The organism is Sphingobacterium sp., assembly GCF_032065005.1.
Classification (GTDB): domain Bacteria; phylum Bacteroidota; class Bacteroidia; order Sphingobacteriales; family Sphingobacteriaceae; genus Sphingobacterium.
The window spans coordinates 358368-377272 of record NZ_DAMBMM010000003.1; the positions used below are offsets into that span (position 1 = coordinate 358368).

Annotated in this window: 16 protein-coding genes and 1 pseudogene; 11 read left to right on the top strand and 6 right to left on the bottom strand. The window is 38.6% G+C overall.

The genetic code is table 11. The features are described 5' to 3' along the window. Positions 1-43 precede the first annotated feature (43 nt). From RT138_RS06830 to RT138_RS06840, 3 genes are all read right to left on the bottom strand, one after another. The gene (locus RT138_RS06830) at positions 44-409 is read right to left on the bottom strand and encodes a hypothetical protein (RefSeq protein WP_093095758.1); all 366 of its coding nucleotides are present in this window, start codon (positions 407-409) and stop codon (positions 44-46) included. 572 nt (positions 410-981) lie between these two features. Further along, entirely contained in the window at positions 982-1593 is a 612-nt protein-coding gene (locus tag RT138_RS06835; protein ID WP_185211817.1) for a hypothetical protein, read from the bottom strand. A 320-nt stretch (positions 1594-1913) separates the two neighbouring features. Next, a complete protein-coding gene (locus tag RT138_RS06840) occupies positions 1914-2720 on the bottom strand; it encodes a helix-turn-helix domain-containing protein (protein ID WP_312696113.1) in 807 nt (268 codons plus the stop codon). 258 nt (positions 2721-2978) lie between these two features. On the opposite strand from RT138_RS06840, the gene RT138_RS06845 reads away from it, so the two are divergent. The 10 genes and pseudogenes from RT138_RS06845 (at position 2979) to mobC (ending at position 15881) form a co-directional block, all read left to right on the top strand. Further along, the gene (locus tag RT138_RS06845) at positions 2979-3269 is read left to right on the top strand and encodes a relaxase/mobilization nuclease domain-containing protein (RefSeq protein ID WP_185211815.1); all 291 of its coding nucleotides are present in this window, start codon (positions 2979-2981) and stop codon (positions 3267-3269) included. Between the two features lie 1116 nt (positions 3270-4385). Beyond that, positions 4386-6683 carry a TonB-dependent receptor gene (locus RT138_RS06850; protein WP_313190106.1) on the top strand — a complete coding sequence of 766 codons (2298 nt, stop codon included), beginning with the start codon at positions 4386-4388 and terminating at the stop codon, positions 6681-6683. A gap of 14 nt (positions 6684-6697) precedes the next feature. Then, positions 6698-7282, top strand: a complete 585-nt coding sequence (locus RT138_RS06855; RefSeq protein WP_312696111.1) for a MotA/TolQ/ExbB proton channel family protein — start codon at positions 6698-6700, stop codon at positions 7280-7282. Beyond that, on the top strand, positions 7279-7617 hold the full coding sequence (locus RT138_RS06860; RefSeq protein ID WP_185211812.1) for a DUF2149 domain-containing protein: 339 nt from the start codon (positions 7279-7281) through the stop codon (positions 7615-7617). The genes RT138_RS06855 and RT138_RS06860 overlap by 4 nt, the downstream gene beginning before the upstream one ends. Positions 7618-7620: 3 nt before the next feature. Beyond that, a complete protein-coding gene (locus RT138_RS06865; protein WP_313190107.1) occupies positions 7621-8274 on the top strand; it encodes a hypothetical protein in 654 nt (217 codons plus the stop codon). A gap of 15 nt (positions 8275-8289) precedes the next feature. Continuing rightward, positions 8290-9792, top strand: a pseudogene (locus RT138_RS06870) (cobaltochelatase subunit CobN); the annotation flags it as partial. Further along, on the top strand, positions 9766-11583 hold the full coding sequence (locus RT138_RS06875; RefSeq protein ID WP_313190169.1) for a cobaltochelatase subunit CobN: 1818 nt from the start codon (positions 9766-9768) through the stop codon (positions 11581-11583). The pseudogene RT138_RS06870 and the gene RT138_RS06875, both read left to right, overlap by 27 nt. A 548-nt stretch (positions 11584-12131) precedes the next feature. Beyond that, positions 12132-12548 carry a plasmid mobilization protein gene (locus tag RT138_RS06880; protein WP_214649461.1) on the top strand — a complete coding sequence of 139 codons (417 nt, stop codon included), beginning with the start codon at positions 12132-12134 and terminating at the stop codon, positions 12546-12548. Further along, on the top strand, positions 12536-13822 hold the full coding sequence (locus RT138_RS06885) for a relaxase/mobilization nuclease domain-containing protein (protein WP_185211810.1): 1287 nt from the start codon (positions 12536-12538) through the stop codon (positions 13820-13822). The genes RT138_RS06880 and RT138_RS06885 overlap by 13 nt, the downstream gene beginning before the upstream one ends. Before the next feature lie 70 nt (positions 13823-13892). Next, a complete protein-coding gene (gene mobC / locus RT138_RS06890) occupies positions 13893-15881 on the top strand; it encodes a conjugal transfer protein MobC (protein WP_185211809.1) in 1989 nt (662 codons plus the stop codon). Between the two features lie 17 nt (positions 15882-15898). On the opposite strand, the gene RT138_RS06895 is transcribed toward mobC, so the two are convergent. Both RT138_RS06895 and RT138_RS06900 read right to left on the bottom strand, forming a co-directional pair. Continuing rightward, on the bottom strand, positions 15899-16030 hold the full coding sequence (locus RT138_RS06895; RefSeq protein ID WP_261771997.1) for a hypothetical protein: 132 nt from the start codon (positions 16028-16030) through the stop codon (positions 15899-15901). A 13-nt stretch (positions 16031-16043) separates the two neighbouring features. Further along, positions 16044-16358 carry a DNA-directed RNA polymerase subunit alpha C-terminal domain-containing protein gene (locus RT138_RS06900; RefSeq protein ID WP_185211808.1) on the bottom strand — a complete coding sequence of 105 codons (315 nt, stop codon included), beginning with the start codon at positions 16356-16358 and terminating at the stop codon, positions 16044-16046. A 509-nt stretch (positions 16359-16867) separates the two neighbouring features. Here RT138_RS06900 and RT138_RS06905 point away from each other — a divergent pair. Continuing rightward, complete coding sequence (locus RT138_RS06905) at positions 16868-17164, top strand: hypothetical protein (RefSeq protein WP_185211807.1); 297 nt, start codon at positions 16868-16870, stop codon at positions 17162-17164. A gap of 804 nt (positions 17165-17968) precedes the next feature. Here the strand turns inward: RT138_RS06905 and RT138_RS06910 are convergent. Next, entirely contained in the window at positions 17969-18376 is a 408-nt protein-coding gene (locus RT138_RS06910; protein WP_185211806.1) for a hypothetical protein, read from the bottom strand. Positions 18377-18905 lie beyond the last annotated feature (529 nt).

The window sequence follows — 18905 nt, forward strand, 5'->3', positions numbered from 1 at the left end:
ATTTTAAGTCATTCTTTTCCAACTTAAAAAAGAAGAAACAACATCATCTTTCCTGCAAGTTATATACTGTTCCTGCAGGATCTTGGATCCAATGCATATTTTTGGGAAGTTCCTCAATTTCGTCACAAGTTTGAACACCCTGTGATTCTAAATAGCTTGTTGCCTCCTCGATATTAGGGACTGTAAGCTGTAACCAGGTTTCAGAATGTGTATAATTATCGACACAGTCCAACCAGATAACATTTCCACCAAATATTACCTCATGTGTTCTTGAGACTGTTGGATTACTAATCGGTTTCTCTTCTACAGTTAGTTTTAGAATATCTCTATAAAAAGCAATCGTACTCTCATATTTACTTTTGGGTATTTTTATGGCAATGTTAATACCCGCTTCAAATCTAGTTTTCATACGCCTGTTAATTAATATATTTCAGTATTTAATATTTCCTTTCATTCTAAGGAAATCCTTCATTTTCATTAGCTAAAAAATTCTGAAGATTTCGCCTATTGGGCTAAAAAACTGACAAGTTTTTTGTTATTTTAACAAATGAAATTGATTTGCATATATCCTTTTCCAACAAATCCTTCATCGTTATTAATAAAACTCCTTTCGAATATCTAGGTGTGACATTCAATAAAATACTTATCATTTAAAATTGAACTTGCCATCCCCACGCTTTCACCTTTGAGATAAAATATTCAATTCTACAATTATCAACGGAATGGGTTACATCTATAGTTTCAAATGTTTCACTGCTCTCCTTTCCCAATTTACAACAGCTTTATGTCAATAAACTCTATGTCCAAGATAATTTCGTATCTGTCAAAGCCTGCCAGTATGGAATTGGATGTTAATTTTATCCATTGCTTACTACATGTTCCAATAAGTCTGCTCAAGGGCGTGCTTCCTGAACCTTCAAAATGACCTGGAATGAAAAATTTGCCTAATGGGTGATTTCTCAAATAGTTTGATTACTCTTATTATTTTCTTAAGGGACCAATCTCCTTAACTATTTCACCATCGCTGTTCATCATTTTTATCATGGGATTCCCCAAGGTGTCAACAGAAAGTATAATTCTAGGTTTTTCATCTGGACCATTAATTATCAAGCTAGAATTACCATTTTCGGTCATCAAGTTGATTCGATTTGTATTACCACCAATTTTGCCAGACAAGTCTTTATCATTAATTACAATCCCTGATTTATAGGTATTGGCCTTATTATTTTGCTGGGTCAAGAAACCTATAGCATCCGCATTGTCATAATCAAATGCCAAAGCGTAGGTATTTGTTTCAGGATTTTTAGATATTGCGATCCCCCCACATTCATCACCTTTTTCATTATAAAATATAATCCCTGCAGGATTTAAAGCTCGCTTATATTTTTTGCCGAACAAAATGGGTGGTTCCATCCGCTCTTGATTGGAAATGATCATTCTGTTTATGCCATTGTCATCAACTATATTAATCCGTTTTACGGTAATTTCATCAAAATTTTCATTTAATGATTTAAAAGAATATAAAAGCATAAGAAAAGCCACTGTTACCGTTCCTGCATAAAATCCGATTACCATCTTGGTTATTTTTTTCATATTAAAACACATTATAGTTTTTTTAATTTACTGGTGCTAGCGCTTAATCATAAATCAGTAGGCAATTATCCGAGCATTTGATTTAGTTTTCTTCTAAAGATGCATGGCACCATGAAATAAGTAAACAAAGAAATGGAATTTCAAAAACTAGAAATTGTAAAATATCATTTTTTTTCAAGAGAGTTAAATTTTGTCTTGACAAAATACACCAGTACTCTAGAAATATTAACGTGGGCTAATAAGCTTAAAATGAATTTGTTTTTTTGGAATATCATTTCCAAAATATCAATGGTTTATTCCTAAAGAAGAGATATGTTAGGTTACAGGAATTTAGATGGATTTTTGCCTGTAATAACTTTAAAATCTTTAATAAAGTGAGATTGATCATAGTAACCAGCATTTAGTCCCATTTCGGTAAGAGTGGCATATTTATCTCCATTTTCAAATAGGTTCCTGAACCTCACAATGTTTGAAAATTTTTTCGGAGAAGTCCCTACTTGTTTCCTGAATTTTTTTTCAAAAGAATCCCGACTCACGGCTAATACATCTACTATTTTTTTAATGGAAGTAGAACCCTGACTATGAATGATTTCATTTACGGCTTCTTTAATGTTATCTTTTTTTTGCGTAAATAGGATTTCATCGAGCAGGAATTTTTCAATCCTTTTTATCAGATCAGCATATTTACCCTGTTCAGCAAATATTTGCTCAATTTGGGACAATTGGTTTGGATTTAAAAAATTACTATAAGCAATAAACTTCTCAAAAAAATCATTTATAGGGCAGTTAATTAAGGAAGGAGCCATCCCTGGATTAAAGATAATGGCAAATAAAGTCGTACCTTCAGAGAAATCAAAATGTAGAGAAGTTCTAGCTACACCAAAAGCAAAAGCCTTTGGCAATTTGATTGTTGCATCACCTTTTTGTTTCATTTCTATCGAACCACTAATGATATAGTTTAGAGATACAGATGTACTTGGCAGGGTTTCTAAGCTAACCAAATCTGAAGCCTCCACAATCAGGAATTCTTTGACATAATCTTTCAGCATCCGATCTGGATCGAATCGATATTCGTTTACTTTGCTAAACTGACCATGCTCAAAAAAAGCAATGTTCTTTCTCTCCATTTTAGTAAAATTCCAATTTCTCTTCCTTCCTATAATCAATAAGGCAACCTCCTGCCTCTCTTGCTATTCCGGGATTTTGTCTCTTCTTTTATATTGATTTTAGATAAAAATAACAATTTTACAACATATTTGGCCCGCTTTCAATTTCCTGCTTAAAATGAATTTCAAACTACCCTCAGCATAAGACTCTACCTATCTATTTGACGATAATGGATATGTGGACGTTCCATCCTCTGGATATTCCTGTACAATGATATTATGATTGATTTGGACAAAGCAAGGTTCCTTTCGGCTATAAATATTCCGAAGGAAGCGCACCAGCCGAGTTCTTCTTTGCTGTTGAATGGGCTGTTGCAGAAAGCAGCGTTGAACAGCAAGGTTACACGAAATATCGTTCACATTTCCTTGAACTTTGATCCAACCGAAAAGGATCTATCTGATGATAAGTTGATCGAGATCGCCAAAAGTTATATGGAAGAAATCAGCTTTTCGAATCAGCCTTTCTCATTTACCTACACCTCGATGCTGCACATCTTAATAATCATCTAGTAGATATAAATGTACCCTCCGATGGAAGTCACATTGAAATGCACAACATGGGTCGTAATACGACAGAAAAGATGAGGTGTTTGATTGAACGGGAATTCAATTGGGACAAAACAGGACAAAGGACGCTGAGGCTGTCTAATATTCCCAAAGGTAAAGATCTGGCAAGGTGCAACATGGATGGAGTGAGAACCGAGCAGCCATTCAGCATGTGCTTGAGGAAATGAAGCGATTAACTATACATTTTTTGATACCACCATTTTCCTCGTGTATTGTGATAACAACACGAAAAAGGAAACCAGGGTACCCCAGCCAAAAACGGAATCCGTCATCAACGATACCGTTCCTTAATCTTTGTATTCAATTTTACCGGACCTCCGCAGGAGTTTTAGATTATTATTTTGCCAAAATGCCGTTAATCAAATGGTGGATATACTCCGAAATTGGTAGTTCATATTAAATAGATTTACGACACATTATACCAACAATAATCAATAGATAAATCCAATATCAATTGATCGCTACCTAAATGATAGAACTAGTTGCTGATGCAAGGGAGGTTTTAGTGAAAGGTACAATTGAAAAGTAAGATAATTATTCAATAAAGTCAGACTGCGAAAATTGAATTGATATTCTAGGCGCACAACTCAATGCTTATAAACTTGACGTAAAACAGAAGCTAAGTTTTAAAAAGCTCGCATCAGCCTTTTAAAACCCATTCAGTGTCAAATTTAGTTTTCCTCTTCTAACGGGACATAACAACCAAGGGAAGGAAAAGTAAAATAACTAACAAGTGTTTTATTATGGATTAACATAACATTGGAAATTTGTTTTCTAATTAAGAAACTTAAAATGATGAATATTTATCAATAGGAATTGATAGAAATACATTCATGACTGGAAACAATGGATAGAGCTGAAAAGGAGATGGATGTTAAAGTGAAATAATTTGGAATTTTCCGAATGTGGGTGTATTGAGGGCCATGTGGATAAATTAGTTATTGCATCTTAGTTGCATTAATAAATTCTAGTATATATATTTGCAACATTATTGCATTTATAGGATTATACAATTATTTTATGTCTCATCTACTCTATCCATTACAAATTAAAATAAACTTGAAAGTTTATTTTACTGTTTTCCTTCTCTTTGCTTCAAATTTTTTAGCCTCATCCCAGGAAACGAATCGCAAGGTTTCAAATCAATTAACCGTTACCTTATTGGACAGCATTGGACAGCCTATTTCAGGTGCCACTATAAATCGTTTTGGGAAAGGCACCATTGCCATCAGCGACAAAAACGGAAATTTTAGCCTCTCCCTGAAAGAATCAATAAAAATTGAAATTAGGCACATTAATTTTGAAACCCTTTCAAAATCCATCTCAAAAGATGTGATTTCATCCGACCAGACCGTCCACTGGGTTTTAAAAAAGAAACCACAATTCTTAGATGCAATCACCGTCACTGCCTCTACCGTTTCCAGGGAACTACGTCAGGTTGCTTCCAGCGTTTCCGTTTTGCAAAACGATGACCCGGAGTTACGCCAGATTCAATCTATTGATGAGGCATTGGCCTTTATTCCCGGGGTAATGGTGGATCGAAATCGAGGTTTGACTACAACGGGTACACATACGGGAGTTGTCCTTCGAGGGACTGGTGCTGCCAATCGCACCTTGGTTATGAAAGATGGCGTACCCATTAATGATGCCTATATCGGCGGAGTTTCGGAATGGAACAGCCTTGCTGCCAATAGTATAGAACGGATTGAAGTAATTCGTGGACCTGGCTCTTCCATTTATGGGTCTAGCTCCATGGGTGGGACGATAAATTTAATCACCCAAAGCCCCACTGAGCGGCCAGTGCTAGGTGCGGAGTTACGATATGGCTCCATGAACACTTTCCAGGCAAGTGCCAAAGCCGGAAAAAAATTCGGCAAACGTTTTGGAGCAATAGCTTTTGCCGAATACAAAAGAACAGATGGCAACCAATATATGGCCGATGACCTCTGGAAAGAGTATTACCAGAAGCCAAAAATGGCATTATTAAATGTTAATAGCCGATTGACATACAATTTTGAAAACGGAGGCATTTTATCAGCCACGGCTGATTTCAATACCCAAGAACCTCTTTCCGGAACAACCACACTCTACGACGATTATACTTTCACCGGCAATTATCAGGTACGTTATAAAAACATGTCTGCCAAATTTGCTCCTGATGTCTTGATGTATTACAACGTCCAAAACCGAACCTCTCAAGCTTTAAACTGGAATATAAAGGATAATCAATACAACACAGAGAATTATAACTCCCATATCCCATTGGATACTTATGGAGTGATTGCCAAAGTAAGTCATAACTTTTGGAACAATGACCTAACTATCGGCGCTGATCTGCGCTTTACAGAAGTGGTTTCGAAGAAAAATTACGCTAATAAGGGCGATCAGAACTTCAACGGAAGGCAAGATTTCATCTCCTTTTTCCTAAATGACGATGTCAGCATCACACAGAAATTACATGTCAACTTAGGTCTTCGTTTTGACCATTGGGCAAACAGAAACGGGTATTTTTCCGATGATATCTCCGAAAAAGAAATCATTATCCAATACGACGACGCCACCTCCTCGGTTTGGACCCCAAAAATTGGTTTAACCTATGATGTTAGGCAGAACTTCCGACTAAGATCGGTTTATGCGACCGGTTTCCGTGCCCCTGGAGCCTATTACATGTATAATTCCACCGCATTGGGAAGTTCCTTCCGATTAGGAAATCCAGCCTTGAAACCTGAAAGAATGAAGTACTCTTTGGAATTAGGCACAGATTGGAAAGCTGTTGAAAACCTGGAATTATCAGGAACGGTATATACCTCCCAATACAGTGATTTTCTTTCTGCCATCCTGATTGATGCCTCCCAGGTACCGGATTATTTCGACCCTGGAAATTTACCAGTCAGACAATACATCAATATTGGGAAGGTGAACCTTTGGGGCTTGGAGAGTTCCCTAAAGTACCAGGTTAGTCCCTCGCTTTCAGTTCAGGGAAGCTATTTCCACAACCAATCGAAAATCAAAAGATATGAGACTAATCCTGGATATGAAGGAAAACAAATGAATGACAATCCGAATAACATTTATTCGGGTGCAATCATTTATGACAATCCAAAAATTGGGCAGGCAAGTTTCTGGGCACGACATTCTAGCTCTTACTTTGGGGATCTCGAAAATACAGAAGAGAAGAGAATGGATGCTGTCAGTCTCTTCGACCTAAAGTTAGCTAGACAAATAGGTCCTGTAGGTTTAAATTTTACCGTCAACAACCTTTTTGACAAACAATATTATGGGACCTACTCCTCCCCTACATCCTATTATTTCACACCAGGAAGGACTTTGTTGTTAGGTATTAATTATCAACTATAAAAGATATTTTAACTATGATTCAATTTATTGAGAACCTCTTGTTCCAAATTGGGAACCTCCTTCACATCCCGGTATTTCTTGGACTTATCCTTATGGTCATCTGGGTGGTTTGGTCACTTGGCACCTTTGTGGTGGAATGCTGGAATAACAAAAAGCAAAAACGCGTACATGAATTCCTGAGGAAAAACGATTCCGAAATCAAACGTATTCTTTCTCATCAGGAAGAAGCAGAGATTAATCTAACGGAATTGGTTCAAGGATGGGAGAAGAAAGAAAATGCCGAGTTGGACAAAATTAGATTTCTAGTAAAAATAGCCCCATCCCTAGGGTTGGTCGGCACATTGATTCCTATGGGACAATCTTTGTCCACTTTGGCAACAGGAGATATGTCGGCGATGGCAAATCATATGGTAACAGCCTTTACGGCGACCATCATTGGTCTGGTTTGCGGGATTGTCGCTTACCTGATCTCTCTCAAAAAGGAACAATGGTTATCTCGTGATTTTTTAACCTGTGAGGCGATCCTCGAACGTAGATTGCGAATTTCCCAAAAAGCAGACCAGTCATCTTTATTAAAAAAGGAATATTTAAAATCATGAGGAAATTATTGAGTAATAAATCTGAATATAGCCAGACTCCTTTGGAAGACCCTATTAGTGGAGTTGCCAATCTTTTCGATATCAGCATTGTATTAATTGTAGCTATGATAATCGCTTTGATGTCTGCACTGAATGTTCTCGACCTCCTTAATCCCGAAGCGGACATGACCTTGACCAAGAAAAATAAAGATGGTCAGATGGAAATCATCACTAAAAAAGGTAAAGAGATAAGAGTCCAAAAGATATATCCTGAGGAGGCCTCCGGACAGGGAGAACGTCTGGGAACCGCATACCAACTCAAGGATGGCCAGGTAATTTATGTTCCCGAAAAATAAATTATGAAAATGATCAAGAGTATCTATGGGTTATTATTGGTTTGGAATTTATTTTCATTCGCAACCCATGCCCAACAGCTTAAATCAAAAAACAGAATCGCCATATTGGTATCCGATAATTATAGTAAACCCTTATCAGACGCGATCATACAATTGGAAAAATTCCCTGACTTTGACCGTCAGTTTGAAGTTTTAACGGCGAATGAGGACCCCTCCAGTATAGAACAAGCAGACTTAGTCGTCTGCTACGTTCATACAGGTCAGGTCATCCAACGGTATACCGAAAAGCTGAAAGCCATTGTAAAACATGGAGGGAAAGTTTATGCTGTCGGTATTACTCCTGAAGCTGCCAATTACCAAGCCTGGGGAATGCAATTTGACAGCAAGCTGGATAGTTATTTTGAGAATCCAAGTTCTGAGAACCTGGCTCGCATGGTACAACTTCTCTGCGACAGACATTTGGGAAGTTCCTTTCAACCTGAAGGTCCAATAACATTCCCTAACTATGCCATTGTAGACTGGCAAACCAATAAAATTTATCAAGATACCGTATCCTTTAAACGGGAGTTCCAAACCCTAGCAAATGCTCCCTGGATAGGGATTTACGGCTTTCGCTATGAGTTTGTCACGGGGCAATATGACTACCTGAAAACGTAAGCTAAAGCACTCACTGAGCAAGGCTTCAATGTTTTGATGTTCTATGGATTTCCTCTGGACCATGCCGTACAACAGTTTTGCATCGATAGTCATGGCCAAGCAGGGATTGAGGTTTTGTTGAACACCTCCTCCCTGCCTGGCGGATCTCCGGAGAAATTATCCAAAATCTTCTCCAAATTAGGCGTGCCTGTAATCAATGGTATTACCTATGCCCAAAATAAAAAAGAATGGGACAACACTTCCATAGGTTTAAATGTAGCAGATAGGAGCATGACCTTGGCACGCCCCGAAATCATGGGGCAAATCCAGCCTACCATTCTGGCAACGCAGGAAATACTGGTTGACAATTTGGGTAATTCTTATAAACAAAAAAAAGAACTGCCAGACCGTGTTCCGCATCTGGTAGAAAAGATTAAAGCCTGGGCTGCAATTAGAAAAAAGAGTAACGATGATAAGAAAGTGACCCTCATTTATTACAACGGTCATCCAGGGAAACACAATATTGGAGCGAGTTATTTAAATGTTCTACCGAAAAGTATATTTCATATTTTGGGATCTTTGGGGAATGAAGGTTATGATTTAGGCAGGCAGAAGATCACAGAAAAAGAAGTGTTCAACCGAGTCATGTCGGGTGGGAGGAACATTGGCACCTGGGCACCTGCTGAATTATCAAGAATGGTCCGAGAGGACCAACCCATTTTAATTCCAATAAAACAGTACAAGGAATGGTTTTCCCGATTAAACCCGGATTTCCAGGAACAGGTCATCAAGAAATGGGGAATCCCGGATTCATCCCAAATAATGACCTGGACAAATGGGAAACAACAAAAGTTTTTTGTCCTTCCACAAGTACGGTTTGGTCATATCAACCTTATGCCACAACCTGCCAGAGGTTGGGAGGAAAATGAGGAAGCCTTATTTCACGATGTGTCGCTACCGCCACACCATCAATACATTGCTTTTTACCTCTATCTTCAGCAAAAAGGAGAGACAGATGCGTTGATTCATTTAGGAACACATGGTACACTTGAATGGCTCTCCGGGCGTGAGGCCGGTATGGATGGAAAGGATGCCTCGGATGCCTTACTTGGCTCCATGATTAATATTTATCCGTACATCATGGATAATGTTGGTGAAGGGACCCAAGCAAAACGTCGTGGCGGGGCTGTCATTATTGATCACCTGACACCACCTTTTCAAAAAGCAGGGTTGCGACCCGAACTCCGGGAACTGGCCGGATCCATCAGTGATTTTAATATTGCTAAAGAAAAAAGCCCGCTATTGGCTCAGGCGAACCTAAAATCGGTTAACCATTGGGCCAAGGAGGCTAATATTGCCAGGGATTTAAACATGAGTGAGGAAATATTGGAATCGGATATTCAAAAGCTGGAACATTATCTCCAAGAACTGAATGAGAAAATTACCCCGATGGGTATGCATACCTTCGGTATTTCTCCGACAAAAGAACAGGCTTTTTTGACCGCTGAGGCCATGGCAAGCAAACAGACGGGATTGTCCGCAAATCAAAAGGAAGAATTTATCGCGGAATATCTCGACAAGCTACTAAAAAGTGGACCTTCCGAGATGCAGGTTTTACTGGATGCGTTGGATGGGAAATACGTAGAGCCAGGTTTAGGAAATGACCCGATACGCAATCCTGATGCCCTCCCTACCGGTAAGAACTTTTATGCCTTTGACCCTTCCAGAATGCCTTCTCCCGAAATATTTAAAAAGGGACAAGAGATGGCGGAACAGTTAATAAAACAATATACGGAGAAACATCATGGAGCCTATCCTGAAAAGGTTGCTTTCAATCTATGGTCTGTAGAAACCATTCGCCATGAAGGAATTATGGAATCACAGATACTCAGCCTGCTAGGTGTAAAACCTACCTACGATGGCTTTGGTAAGATCAGTGGACTTGAATTAATCCCTCGTGGCCATTTGAAAGGACCTCGGGTGGATATTGTGGTTACTCCATCAGGATTATATCGGGATATGTTTCCAAACATGATGACCATGTTGGATAATGCCGTTAGCCTAGCTTATTCTGCAGAAGAAAAAGACAATATCATTAGAACGCATGTTGATGCAACACAACAGCAATTGGAAAAATCAGGCGTTAAGGATGCAGATCTGAGAAAACGCCTGGCTTTGGTTCGACTTTTCGGTTCAGCGACCGGAAGCTATGGTATCGGTGTGGATAATGCCGTCCAGGCCACCGATAAATGGGAGGACAATAAAGAGATTGCCGAAGTCTATTTTAACCGTTCGGGACATCTTTATGGACAGGGATTCTGGGGTGTTCAAGAGGATCAAATTTCAGAGTTAAAGAGTCTCGCGCTCTCCATATTCAAAAAGGCGCTATCCGGAACAAATACCGTGGTACATAGCCGTTCAACCAATGTATATGGGGCTTTGGACAATGATGATTTCTTTCAGTATTTGGGCGGAATGACTTTAGCTATTAAGACCATTGATGGCAAGGAGCCTGATGTCATCATCAGTAACCTCATTGATCCTGCTAATTTAAGTCAGGAATCTTTGGGTAAATTTATTGGTCGAGAAATGAATACCCGTTATCTCAACCCGGAATGGATAAAAAAGATGATGGACGAAGGCTATGCCGGTGCGAGGATGATAGGTCAGGTGACCGATAATATGTGGGGCTGGCAGGCGACTACCGACCAGGCTATACGAGCGGAAGACTGGCAGCAATGGCATGATGTATATGTGGCTGACAAGTATGATCTGGATATTAAGAAACGCTTTGCAGATGCTGAAAACACTTATGCCTACCAAAACATGCTGGCCAAAATGCTGGAAGTCGTGCGAAAGGAATATTGGAAACCAGATGAAGAAACAAAAAACAAGTTGATTTCATCCTATCTGGAAACCGTTGAAGCAACTGGACTTTCATGTTCTGACCAAGTATGTAATAATGGAAAGCTATTAAAATACATCGAAAGCAATACGTATGGAGCTACAGAAAAAAACTCCTTATGGACTCTTCATCAACATTTGGGGAATATTTATTCGTTTCCTGAGCAGGCTCCTCTTGGTTCTCGCCCGAACCAAAAGAACATTTCAAAGCCAAGCAACCAAAACCCTAGAAAACAAAAGTCATCCGCAAAACCAGATGTATCACCTACAACTAACTCTACTGTCAAAGGATTTAAAATGGAGGAAAAAACCTTGTTAAAAAACAATAATACGAAGACATTTGATAAAGATATGGATTGGCGAATCATCGTTGCATTAGGTGCTGTATTTACACTGGCTTTGTTTATTGAAAAAAGGAGGTCGTAATGGGAAAAGCGTCCGCAACATTCGGATTCAAACTTTCGGTATAATATCTTTATAAATTAATAGTGATTGCTTCAGGATAAAGATTCATTTTCCTAGACCTGATGTTCCCTAGTATAAAGATAATGTTCGAATCGGCTACAGCAGAAAACAAAAGAAGCGATACTATATTTGAAAACAACCATGACAGCTAAATCTCTAACACTCATGAAAGTTATGACTACTAATTCCAAATACTTGTGAAACGTGGCAGGATTTGAACTTTTCTTTTTTTTTCCATTTTGTTTAATGCTACTTACGGATTTATCTTACAGAATTGTAAGTTCCTAACTCCCTAAAAAGCTCTTTTGTAAGCTTTCCATAAAACATTAATATTGACCAAATCGATCCTAATCAATTATTAATTAGGTTTTATAAATAAGAAATTCTTATTATAGATTTAACGAAATGGATTGCTGATTCTTTTGCAATCGGCAAGATGTCCGGTTGTTAAACAACCGCAATGGTAAACCTAACTCGGAACTCGTGGTTTTGTGGATTAAAGTGTTTTGATGGAAATTGTGCAGAAAGGGAATGTGATGGAGGATAATAGTCAAAATAGAAGCAGAATCGTAGGTATTCGGTTAACAGTTTCTGAATTCCATAAATTGGAGCAGCAGTGGCGAGGTTCAACCTGTAGAAAGCTGAGTGAATATGCTCGTTCGGTTTTGTTAGGCAAGCCAATTATCAGGTCCTATCGCAATAAGTCCTTGGACGAGAACATGACCCTGCTCATTCAGCTTCGTAATGAACTCAACGCCATTGGGATCAATCTCAATCAGTCGGTAAAGAAGCTGCATACCTTCTCTCCTCAATCAGAACTGAAGTCTTGGATCCTGAATCATCAGCTCCAGGCTAGGTTACTTTCCAATAAACTAGCGGAGATTAAACTGCTCATTCAAAAGATGGGGGAAACATGGTTGCAGTGATCAAGACTGGAAGTTCCATCCGCCGGATATTTTTGTACAATGAAAACAAAATTGAGCTTGGAGTGGCAAGGTGCCTCTCCGCTATAAATTATCCGATGGAGGCGCACCAGATGACTTCTTCCATGCGGTTGAATAGGCTCTTGCAACAAGCTGCGTTGAACAGTAAGGTTATGCGCAATAGCGTTCACATTTCCTTGAACTTTGATCCGACCGAAAAGGATCTATCTGATGATAGGTTGATCGAGATCGCTAAACGTTATATGGAAGGGATCGGTTTTTCGGATCAGCCCTTTCTCATTTACCGGCACTTTGATGCTGCACATCCTCATATTCATATAGTAAGTATCAAGGTACGCTCAGATGGAAGTCGGATCGACATGCACAACATGGGCCGCGACCAATCCGAAAAGATCAGGTCTTTGATTGAGCGGGAATTCAATTTGGTCAAAGCAGGTCAAAGTACGCTGAAGTTGTCGCATATTCCCAAAGGTATTGATCTCGCCAAGGTACATTATGGACGGAGTGAGACCCGAGCAGCCATTCAGCATGTATTGGAGGAGGTACTGAATTCCTACAGCTTTAGTAATCTCCATCAGTTGAATGCCATTCTTCGACAGTTCAATGTGCTAGCAGACCGAGGAAGCGAACGTTCTAGAATCTATACCAACAAGGGTTTGCTGTATCGTCTAATGGATGAGCATTGCAATAAGGTTGGCGTCCCAATCAAGGCTAGTGATTTATTCAGCAGACCCACATTAAAGAATTTACAGGGTCGCTTTGAGCAAAAGCAACCATTTCGAAAGCAGCACAAGGTACGGACAACCTACTCCATCGATAAGGCCATGCTGGGGCAATTCAAGGATATCGAGGAATTTAAGGAAAGACTTAAACGACAGGCCATTCACGTGGTGCTCCGAGAAAACGCCAATGGGGTTGTTTATGGCATTACCTATGTAGATCACAAGAACAAGTGCGTATTCAATGGAAGCGAGCTTGGCAAGCAATACAGTGCCAAGGCTATATTAGCACGATTGGCTGATCCCGTCCTTGAAAAGAATTCCATAAAGCTTCAGGACCGTCCTTTCGTTAGGTTGAATATTGTCCCAGCTAGATCCGAACCAAATAAGGTTAATGGTAGGTCTGGGATTTCGATGAAGGTTCTTTTGATAGCTAAGAACCCTTTAGAAAGACTTCTCAATTCGCCACATTCCGCAGATTATATTCCCCATGCCTTTAAGAAACGTAGGAAAAAGAAGAAGCGAAAAATCCAGTAGTGATGGGTTGGGAAGGGATGATTTATTAAGTAATTCATGGATGAGCAATAGATAAATTAAATGACCGAGCATGGCACTACAAACCGGAGAAAATGAACAGGCACTTCGAAAGATAGTCGACCTCACACGTTGGATAGCAATCGCATCGCTCCTGATTCACTTCTATGCGATAGGATACAATTGGTTTAGGGAGATAGGTTGGCAACATGCGTTCACCGATCGTATCATGCTGATACTGCACAGGACAGGTCTTTTCAACAGCCTGCTGACCTCCAAGATGCTGGCACTGGGATTTTTATTGATTTCTTTGATTGGTGCAAAAGGAAAAAAAGATGAAAGAATCACATATCAAAAACCCATTGTCTATATATTAATCGGGTTATTATTATATTTCTTTAGCGATGTAGCTTTCCACATACCGATTACTTATGAGCTTCGGTTATATGGATATATCATGCTGGCAAGCTGCGGCTTTTTGACCTTTCTAATGGGCGGTACTTGGATGACTAGGGTAATTTCCGCTAAAATAGTCCAATCCGACATTTTTAACAGGGAAAATGAAACCTTTCCACAGCATGAAGAACTCCTGGAAAATGAATATTCCATTAACCTGCCGGCGACCTACCTGCTTAAGAATAAGGTGCGCAAAAGTTGGGTCAACATCATTAATCCATTCCGAGGGATATTGGTTCTGGGAAGTCCAGGTTCAGGTAAATCCTATTTCATCATTCGGCATATTATCAGCCAGCATATTCAAAAAGGATTTTCGATGTTCATCTATGATTTCAAGTTCGATGATTTGACGACGATTGCCTATAATCATTACTTGAAATATTGCAGAACTAATGATAGTCCCTTAAAATTTTACAGCATCAATTTCGATGACCTGAGCCGGTCGAGTCGTTGCAATCCCCTTGATCCTAGCTCCATGATCGACATTACTGATGCAGCAGAAAGTGCTCGGACAATTCTTTTGGGACTGAACCGGGAATGGATAAAGCGCCAAGGTGATTTTTTTGTGGAGTCGCCCATCAACTTCTTGACGGCCATCATTTGGTATTTACGGCGGTATCGACAAGGGGAATTTTGTACACTTCCCCATGCTATCGAATTGCTGCAGCTGGATTACGACACCTTATTTTCACTTCTGCGCGCCGATAAAGAAATCGAGGTACTCGTCAATCCCTTCATCAACGCTTACCTCAATGATGCCATGGATCAACTCGAAGGACAGATTGCATCGGCCAAGATTGCTTTGGCAAGGCTCTCCTCCCCCCAATTATATTACATCCTTTCGGGAAATGACTTTACTTTGGACATCAATAACCCGCAGGAGCCCAAGATATTGACCATGGGCAACAATCCCCAGAAAATTCAGATCTATGGAGCCGTGCTTTCCCTGTACATCAACCGATTGGTCAAATTGGTCAACCAGAAAGGAAAGATCAAGTCAAGCTTGATCTTTGATGAGTTTCCAACAATATACCTCAATAATATCGATAGTCTGATCGCAACGGCCCGCGACAATTTAGTCTCCACCAGCATCGCCATTCAGGACCTAAGTCAACTGCGCAAGGATTATGGCCGTGAGCAGTCCGACGTGATCATGAACATATCTGGAAACGTGTTGTCCGGGCAGGTAAATGGAGATACGGCAAAACAGCTTTCCGAGCGTTTCGGAAAGATATTGCAGGACAGGGAAAGCTATTCGCTGAACAGTGCCGACACCTCGATCAGTCGTTCCAAGCAGCTCGAATATGCTATTCCGGCATCTAAAATCTCTTCGCTGAGTTCCGGTGAGTTTGTGGGCATGGTTGCCGACAATCCAAAAAGCAAGATAATGCTCAAAGCATTTCATTGTTCCATAATCAATGATCATCATTTATTGGAAAAGGAGATTAAAGATTATAAAAAGATACCAATCGTTCGCCAGCTAACCACTGAGCAGGTAATCACAAACTTCAATCAGATAAAGAAGGATATCGAAGATTTGGCATTCCATGAAATGAGGCGCATTTCCGATAGCCCTTCCCTGGCCTATTTATTGGTTAAGAAATAATTGGATGTAAAGATGTGTCAATATTGACCGAAGAAAGTCCATTTTAATGCGATATAGGAAACCGGGATTTGAGATGAGCTTCTCAATTGTTTATCCTCGCCTGAATCGTGATCTTTCTTTGAACATAATGATGTTAATTTCTTTTCCATAATGAAGATTTTTTCAGGGAGCCAATTTTAGATTAAACTGCCTCAGAAAATCATAGATTTGGTAGCCCCTCCTTTTACCAAAAGATTTTATTCTCAATAGATCGGTTATGGATTTACTGCATAAATCACCTACCGTATTTATTCCATGGTCATTTAAAAGGGTTACTAATTGTGGGTCTAAGGAAAACCGTTCATTAAAAAGGTCTACTCCATACAGCAGCTCTTCATTTCGCCGCTGAATAAAGTCCAACAATTCCGATATGGAGACCATGTGTTCTCCCCTAGCTTGAAGTTCTTTCAATTTGGATATTATTTCTGAGGAATTCATAATCAATTCTTTAGGTAGAGAACTTAAATTTAAGGAATCTATTTAGAAATAGAATATTTTTATGGAAGTATAATTATTAAGCGAGACAAAGAGCTGAAAATCGCTGAAAACGTTTTCCATGTTTTTGGTTTAAAGAAACTTAAAATAAAGGATGGGAAAAACCTGATCAGAATTGTTACTTCCATAATACTTAAACCTGATTTTTGAAGGTTTTGGATTATGGCATATCGAAATCATGCCTAGTTCATGGTTCCGGTTTAGATCTTGGCAACCCTTTTGGGTATATTACAATTCACCAGAATGCCTATCTAAAGAAATTGTGAAAGCTTTGGGGCAATTGCATGATTAATATTCAAACCTTTCAAGGTGAATGGACAAAATTACATTAAAAAATTACACGACTACCACCTACGATATTGGTATCATTTGATAATAAAAAATAGGTTTAAATTAAATCTGTTGTATTTATTTCTAATTTTAAGGTCTTAACTGGTTTTAAACCATAATTTATGAAAAAACTCATGTATTTACTCATGTTGCTTTTGCTAGGCTTAAGTTCATGTAAGAAAGATGAAACATTTAACGAAATGGAAACATTTGTCATCAATGGTGAAACATTTAGTGTAAGTGAAACTAGAATGAGGCTTGCAGTTATTTTGGATATTGATGAGAACAGATTAACTTATATACCGGAGAAGGTTGCATTTAAATTGGACACCCGTAATGATCAGGATCTTATATATATCGAACCAATTATTGAGTCGATTAAGAATGTTAAGGTACCAAAAAGTCAATCATATCGTTAGGCTCTTTTATTTAATGATTTGTAAAACCAAATTTTCGAAGTAATGAAAATCGATTTCACTATTGTGTTACTTCTCTTTTCCCTTTCCTTATTTTCTCAATTATGCAATACTTCATAGGGAATCATAGTAGAGGAGGTTAAGAAAATGAACCTTCTTTACTAATTCAGGAATATAAAGGAGATTTAAAATACAATGTTGATTTAGATGATCTTAAATGTGGGGGAGAATATATTTTTGCAAAAAATAAGTTAATTTGGATTATGTACAGATTAAGCCCTGTCGTACAGGAAATAACGAAAGAAAATCAAACAGGAATTTGTGTTAAGCCCTAAAGAATATCCAGCAGAGATTTGGAGATCCCAGAATTAGAGAAAATGAAAAATTACATATTTGGTCTCTTATTGACTTTTCAATTAAGGCATCTCATAAAAGTAGTAGTTCACAAGAAACAGTGAAAGTTTCTTGTGAACTACTACAATCCAAAAAGATTTCTTGTATCCTAATCTAATATTAGATTTTTGTTTTGAGTTCCCTTGGTATCCTTTCAGCTTAACAAGTATTTACTGGCTTCATTTATTGCCTATATCCAACCATTTAGCATAGAGCCGTACCGCATCCCTTAACATATACCTCACACATTGAACTTAGCCGTCTTAATTAGAGAACACTCCACTGGGAGTATTCTATGCCCTTTGAAGCATGCTATAACTACGATTTTTCAAAATCATTCATATTATTGCAACTAATTAAAATAAAAAATCTACTTTTTATTGTAGGATATAACTTACCACGTCTTTCTAATTTTTATTCCAATTTATCATAAAATTGAGTACCGATCCTCAAACCATTTCCTTTTTCTCTCCAAATTCTAACAAATCCATTGGAACTCCATTCGGGATTCCTTCCCGGAACATACATGAAGTTTTCACCTTGCCATAGATTCTCCCCCATATATTTAACGTCTGCAACAACATGAAATCCCTTTGCGCCAGGAGGAAATGCAGTGCCGACCTCGTCTATTTCCACATAGCCCCATTTTAAACCAATATCATAATGCATATCTATAATAAGTCCCGTTTGGGTATGGATATATCTTCCATTTGCTCTTGCAGCTGGCTCGATATCGGATTCATTGTCCTCTGGTTCACAGGAGAAAAACATGGCTATCAATACTGTAAAAACAACCATGCAGGTGATTCTAATTAATTTCATAAAATTGGTTTTGGGACGAATTTAGAAAAAGTTCCTAAATCGGGATATACCCAATCTTAGGTATTTTATATGCCTGAGATTTACATGGCCTCCACCTAAGTCCAGAGAACCACCATAAAAGTAAACTATTTAAAAACCTTTTCTTATATTGGTTGTTAAGTAAAATGCATAAATAGCTAAATAATCCCAATAATCGGTTTTTAATTGGGATAGTATCTTTCCCCGGACAGGTCATTTGTCCGGGGATATTTTGCGTGTATTGGAATTTCATGGATTAGAGTGGTAATTCTCGTTCAATGCTGCAGTAGTTTTCTAACATTCGCTGCTTTATTTTACAATTGGTATTTTCTTAAAAAAAAGCTGGTTAACCTTACTGGTTCCTCGTGAGAAAAACTTTTCTAGTGATTTTATCCCTTCTATTTATCCATGCCGTTCCTATCATGGTTTATAATTGCTGTATCTTTTTAGTAGTTAAACTTGTAAAACATTTTACCCTAAATTATTGCCATTCATAATTGGACCTTCTCCA

Excerpts from the sequence above, each read along its gene's own strand:
- RT138_RS06830 (WP_093095758.1), bottom strand. The coding sequence starts at position 409 with ATGAAAACTAGATTTGAAGCGGGTATTAACATTGCCATAAAAATACCC.
- RT138_RS06835 (WP_185211817.1), bottom strand. The coding sequence starts at position 1,593 with ATGAAAAAAATAACCAAGATGGTAATCGGATTTTATGCAGGAACGGTA.
- RT138_RS06840 (WP_312696113.1), bottom strand. The coding sequence starts at position 2,720 with ATGGAGAGAAAGAACATTGCTTTTTTTGAGCATGGTCAGTTTAGCAAA.
- RT138_RS06845 (WP_185211815.1), top strand. The coding sequence starts at position 2,979 with ATGATTGATTTGGACAAAGCAAGGTTCCTTTCGGCTATAAATATTCCG.
- RT138_RS06855 (WP_312696111.1), top strand. The coding sequence starts at position 6,698 with ATGATTCAATTTATTGAGAACCTCTTGTTCCAAATTGGGAACCTCCTT.
- RT138_RS06860 (WP_185211812.1), top strand. The coding sequence starts at position 7,279 with ATGAGGAAATTATTGAGTAATAAATCTGAATATAGCCAGACTCCTTTG.
- RT138_RS06865 (WP_313190107.1), top strand. The coding sequence starts at position 7,621 with ATGAAAATGATCAAGAGTATCTATGGGTTATTATTGGTTTGGAATTTA.
- RT138_RS06875 (WP_313190169.1), top strand. The coding sequence starts at position 9,766 with ATGGCAAGCAAACAGACGGGATTGTCCGCAAATCAAAAGGAAGAATTT.
- RT138_RS06880 (WP_214649461.1), top strand. The coding sequence starts at position 12,132 with ATGGAAATTGTGCAGAAAGGGAATGTGATGGAGGATAATAGTCAAAAT.
- RT138_RS06885 (WP_185211810.1), top strand. The coding sequence starts at position 12,536 with ATGGTTGCAGTGATCAAGACTGGAAGTTCCATCCGCCGGATATTTTTG.
- mobC (WP_185211809.1), top strand. The coding sequence starts at position 13,893 with ATGGCACTACAAACCGGAGAAAATGAACAGGCACTTCGAAAGATAGTC.
- RT138_RS06895 (WP_261771997.1), bottom strand. The coding sequence starts at position 16,030 with ATGGAAAAGAAATTAACATCATTATGTTCAAAGAAAGATCACGATTCA.
- RT138_RS06900 (WP_185211808.1), bottom strand. The coding sequence starts at position 16,358 with ATGAATTCCTCAGAAATAATATCCAAATTGAAAGAACTTCAAGCTAGG.
- RT138_RS06905 (WP_185211807.1), top strand. The coding sequence starts at position 16,868 with ATGAAAAAACTCATGTATTTACTCATGTTGCTTTTGCTAGGCTTAAGT.
- RT138_RS06910 (WP_185211806.1), bottom strand. The coding sequence starts at position 18,376 with ATGAAATTAATTAGAATCACCTGCATGGTTGTTTTTACAGTATTGATA.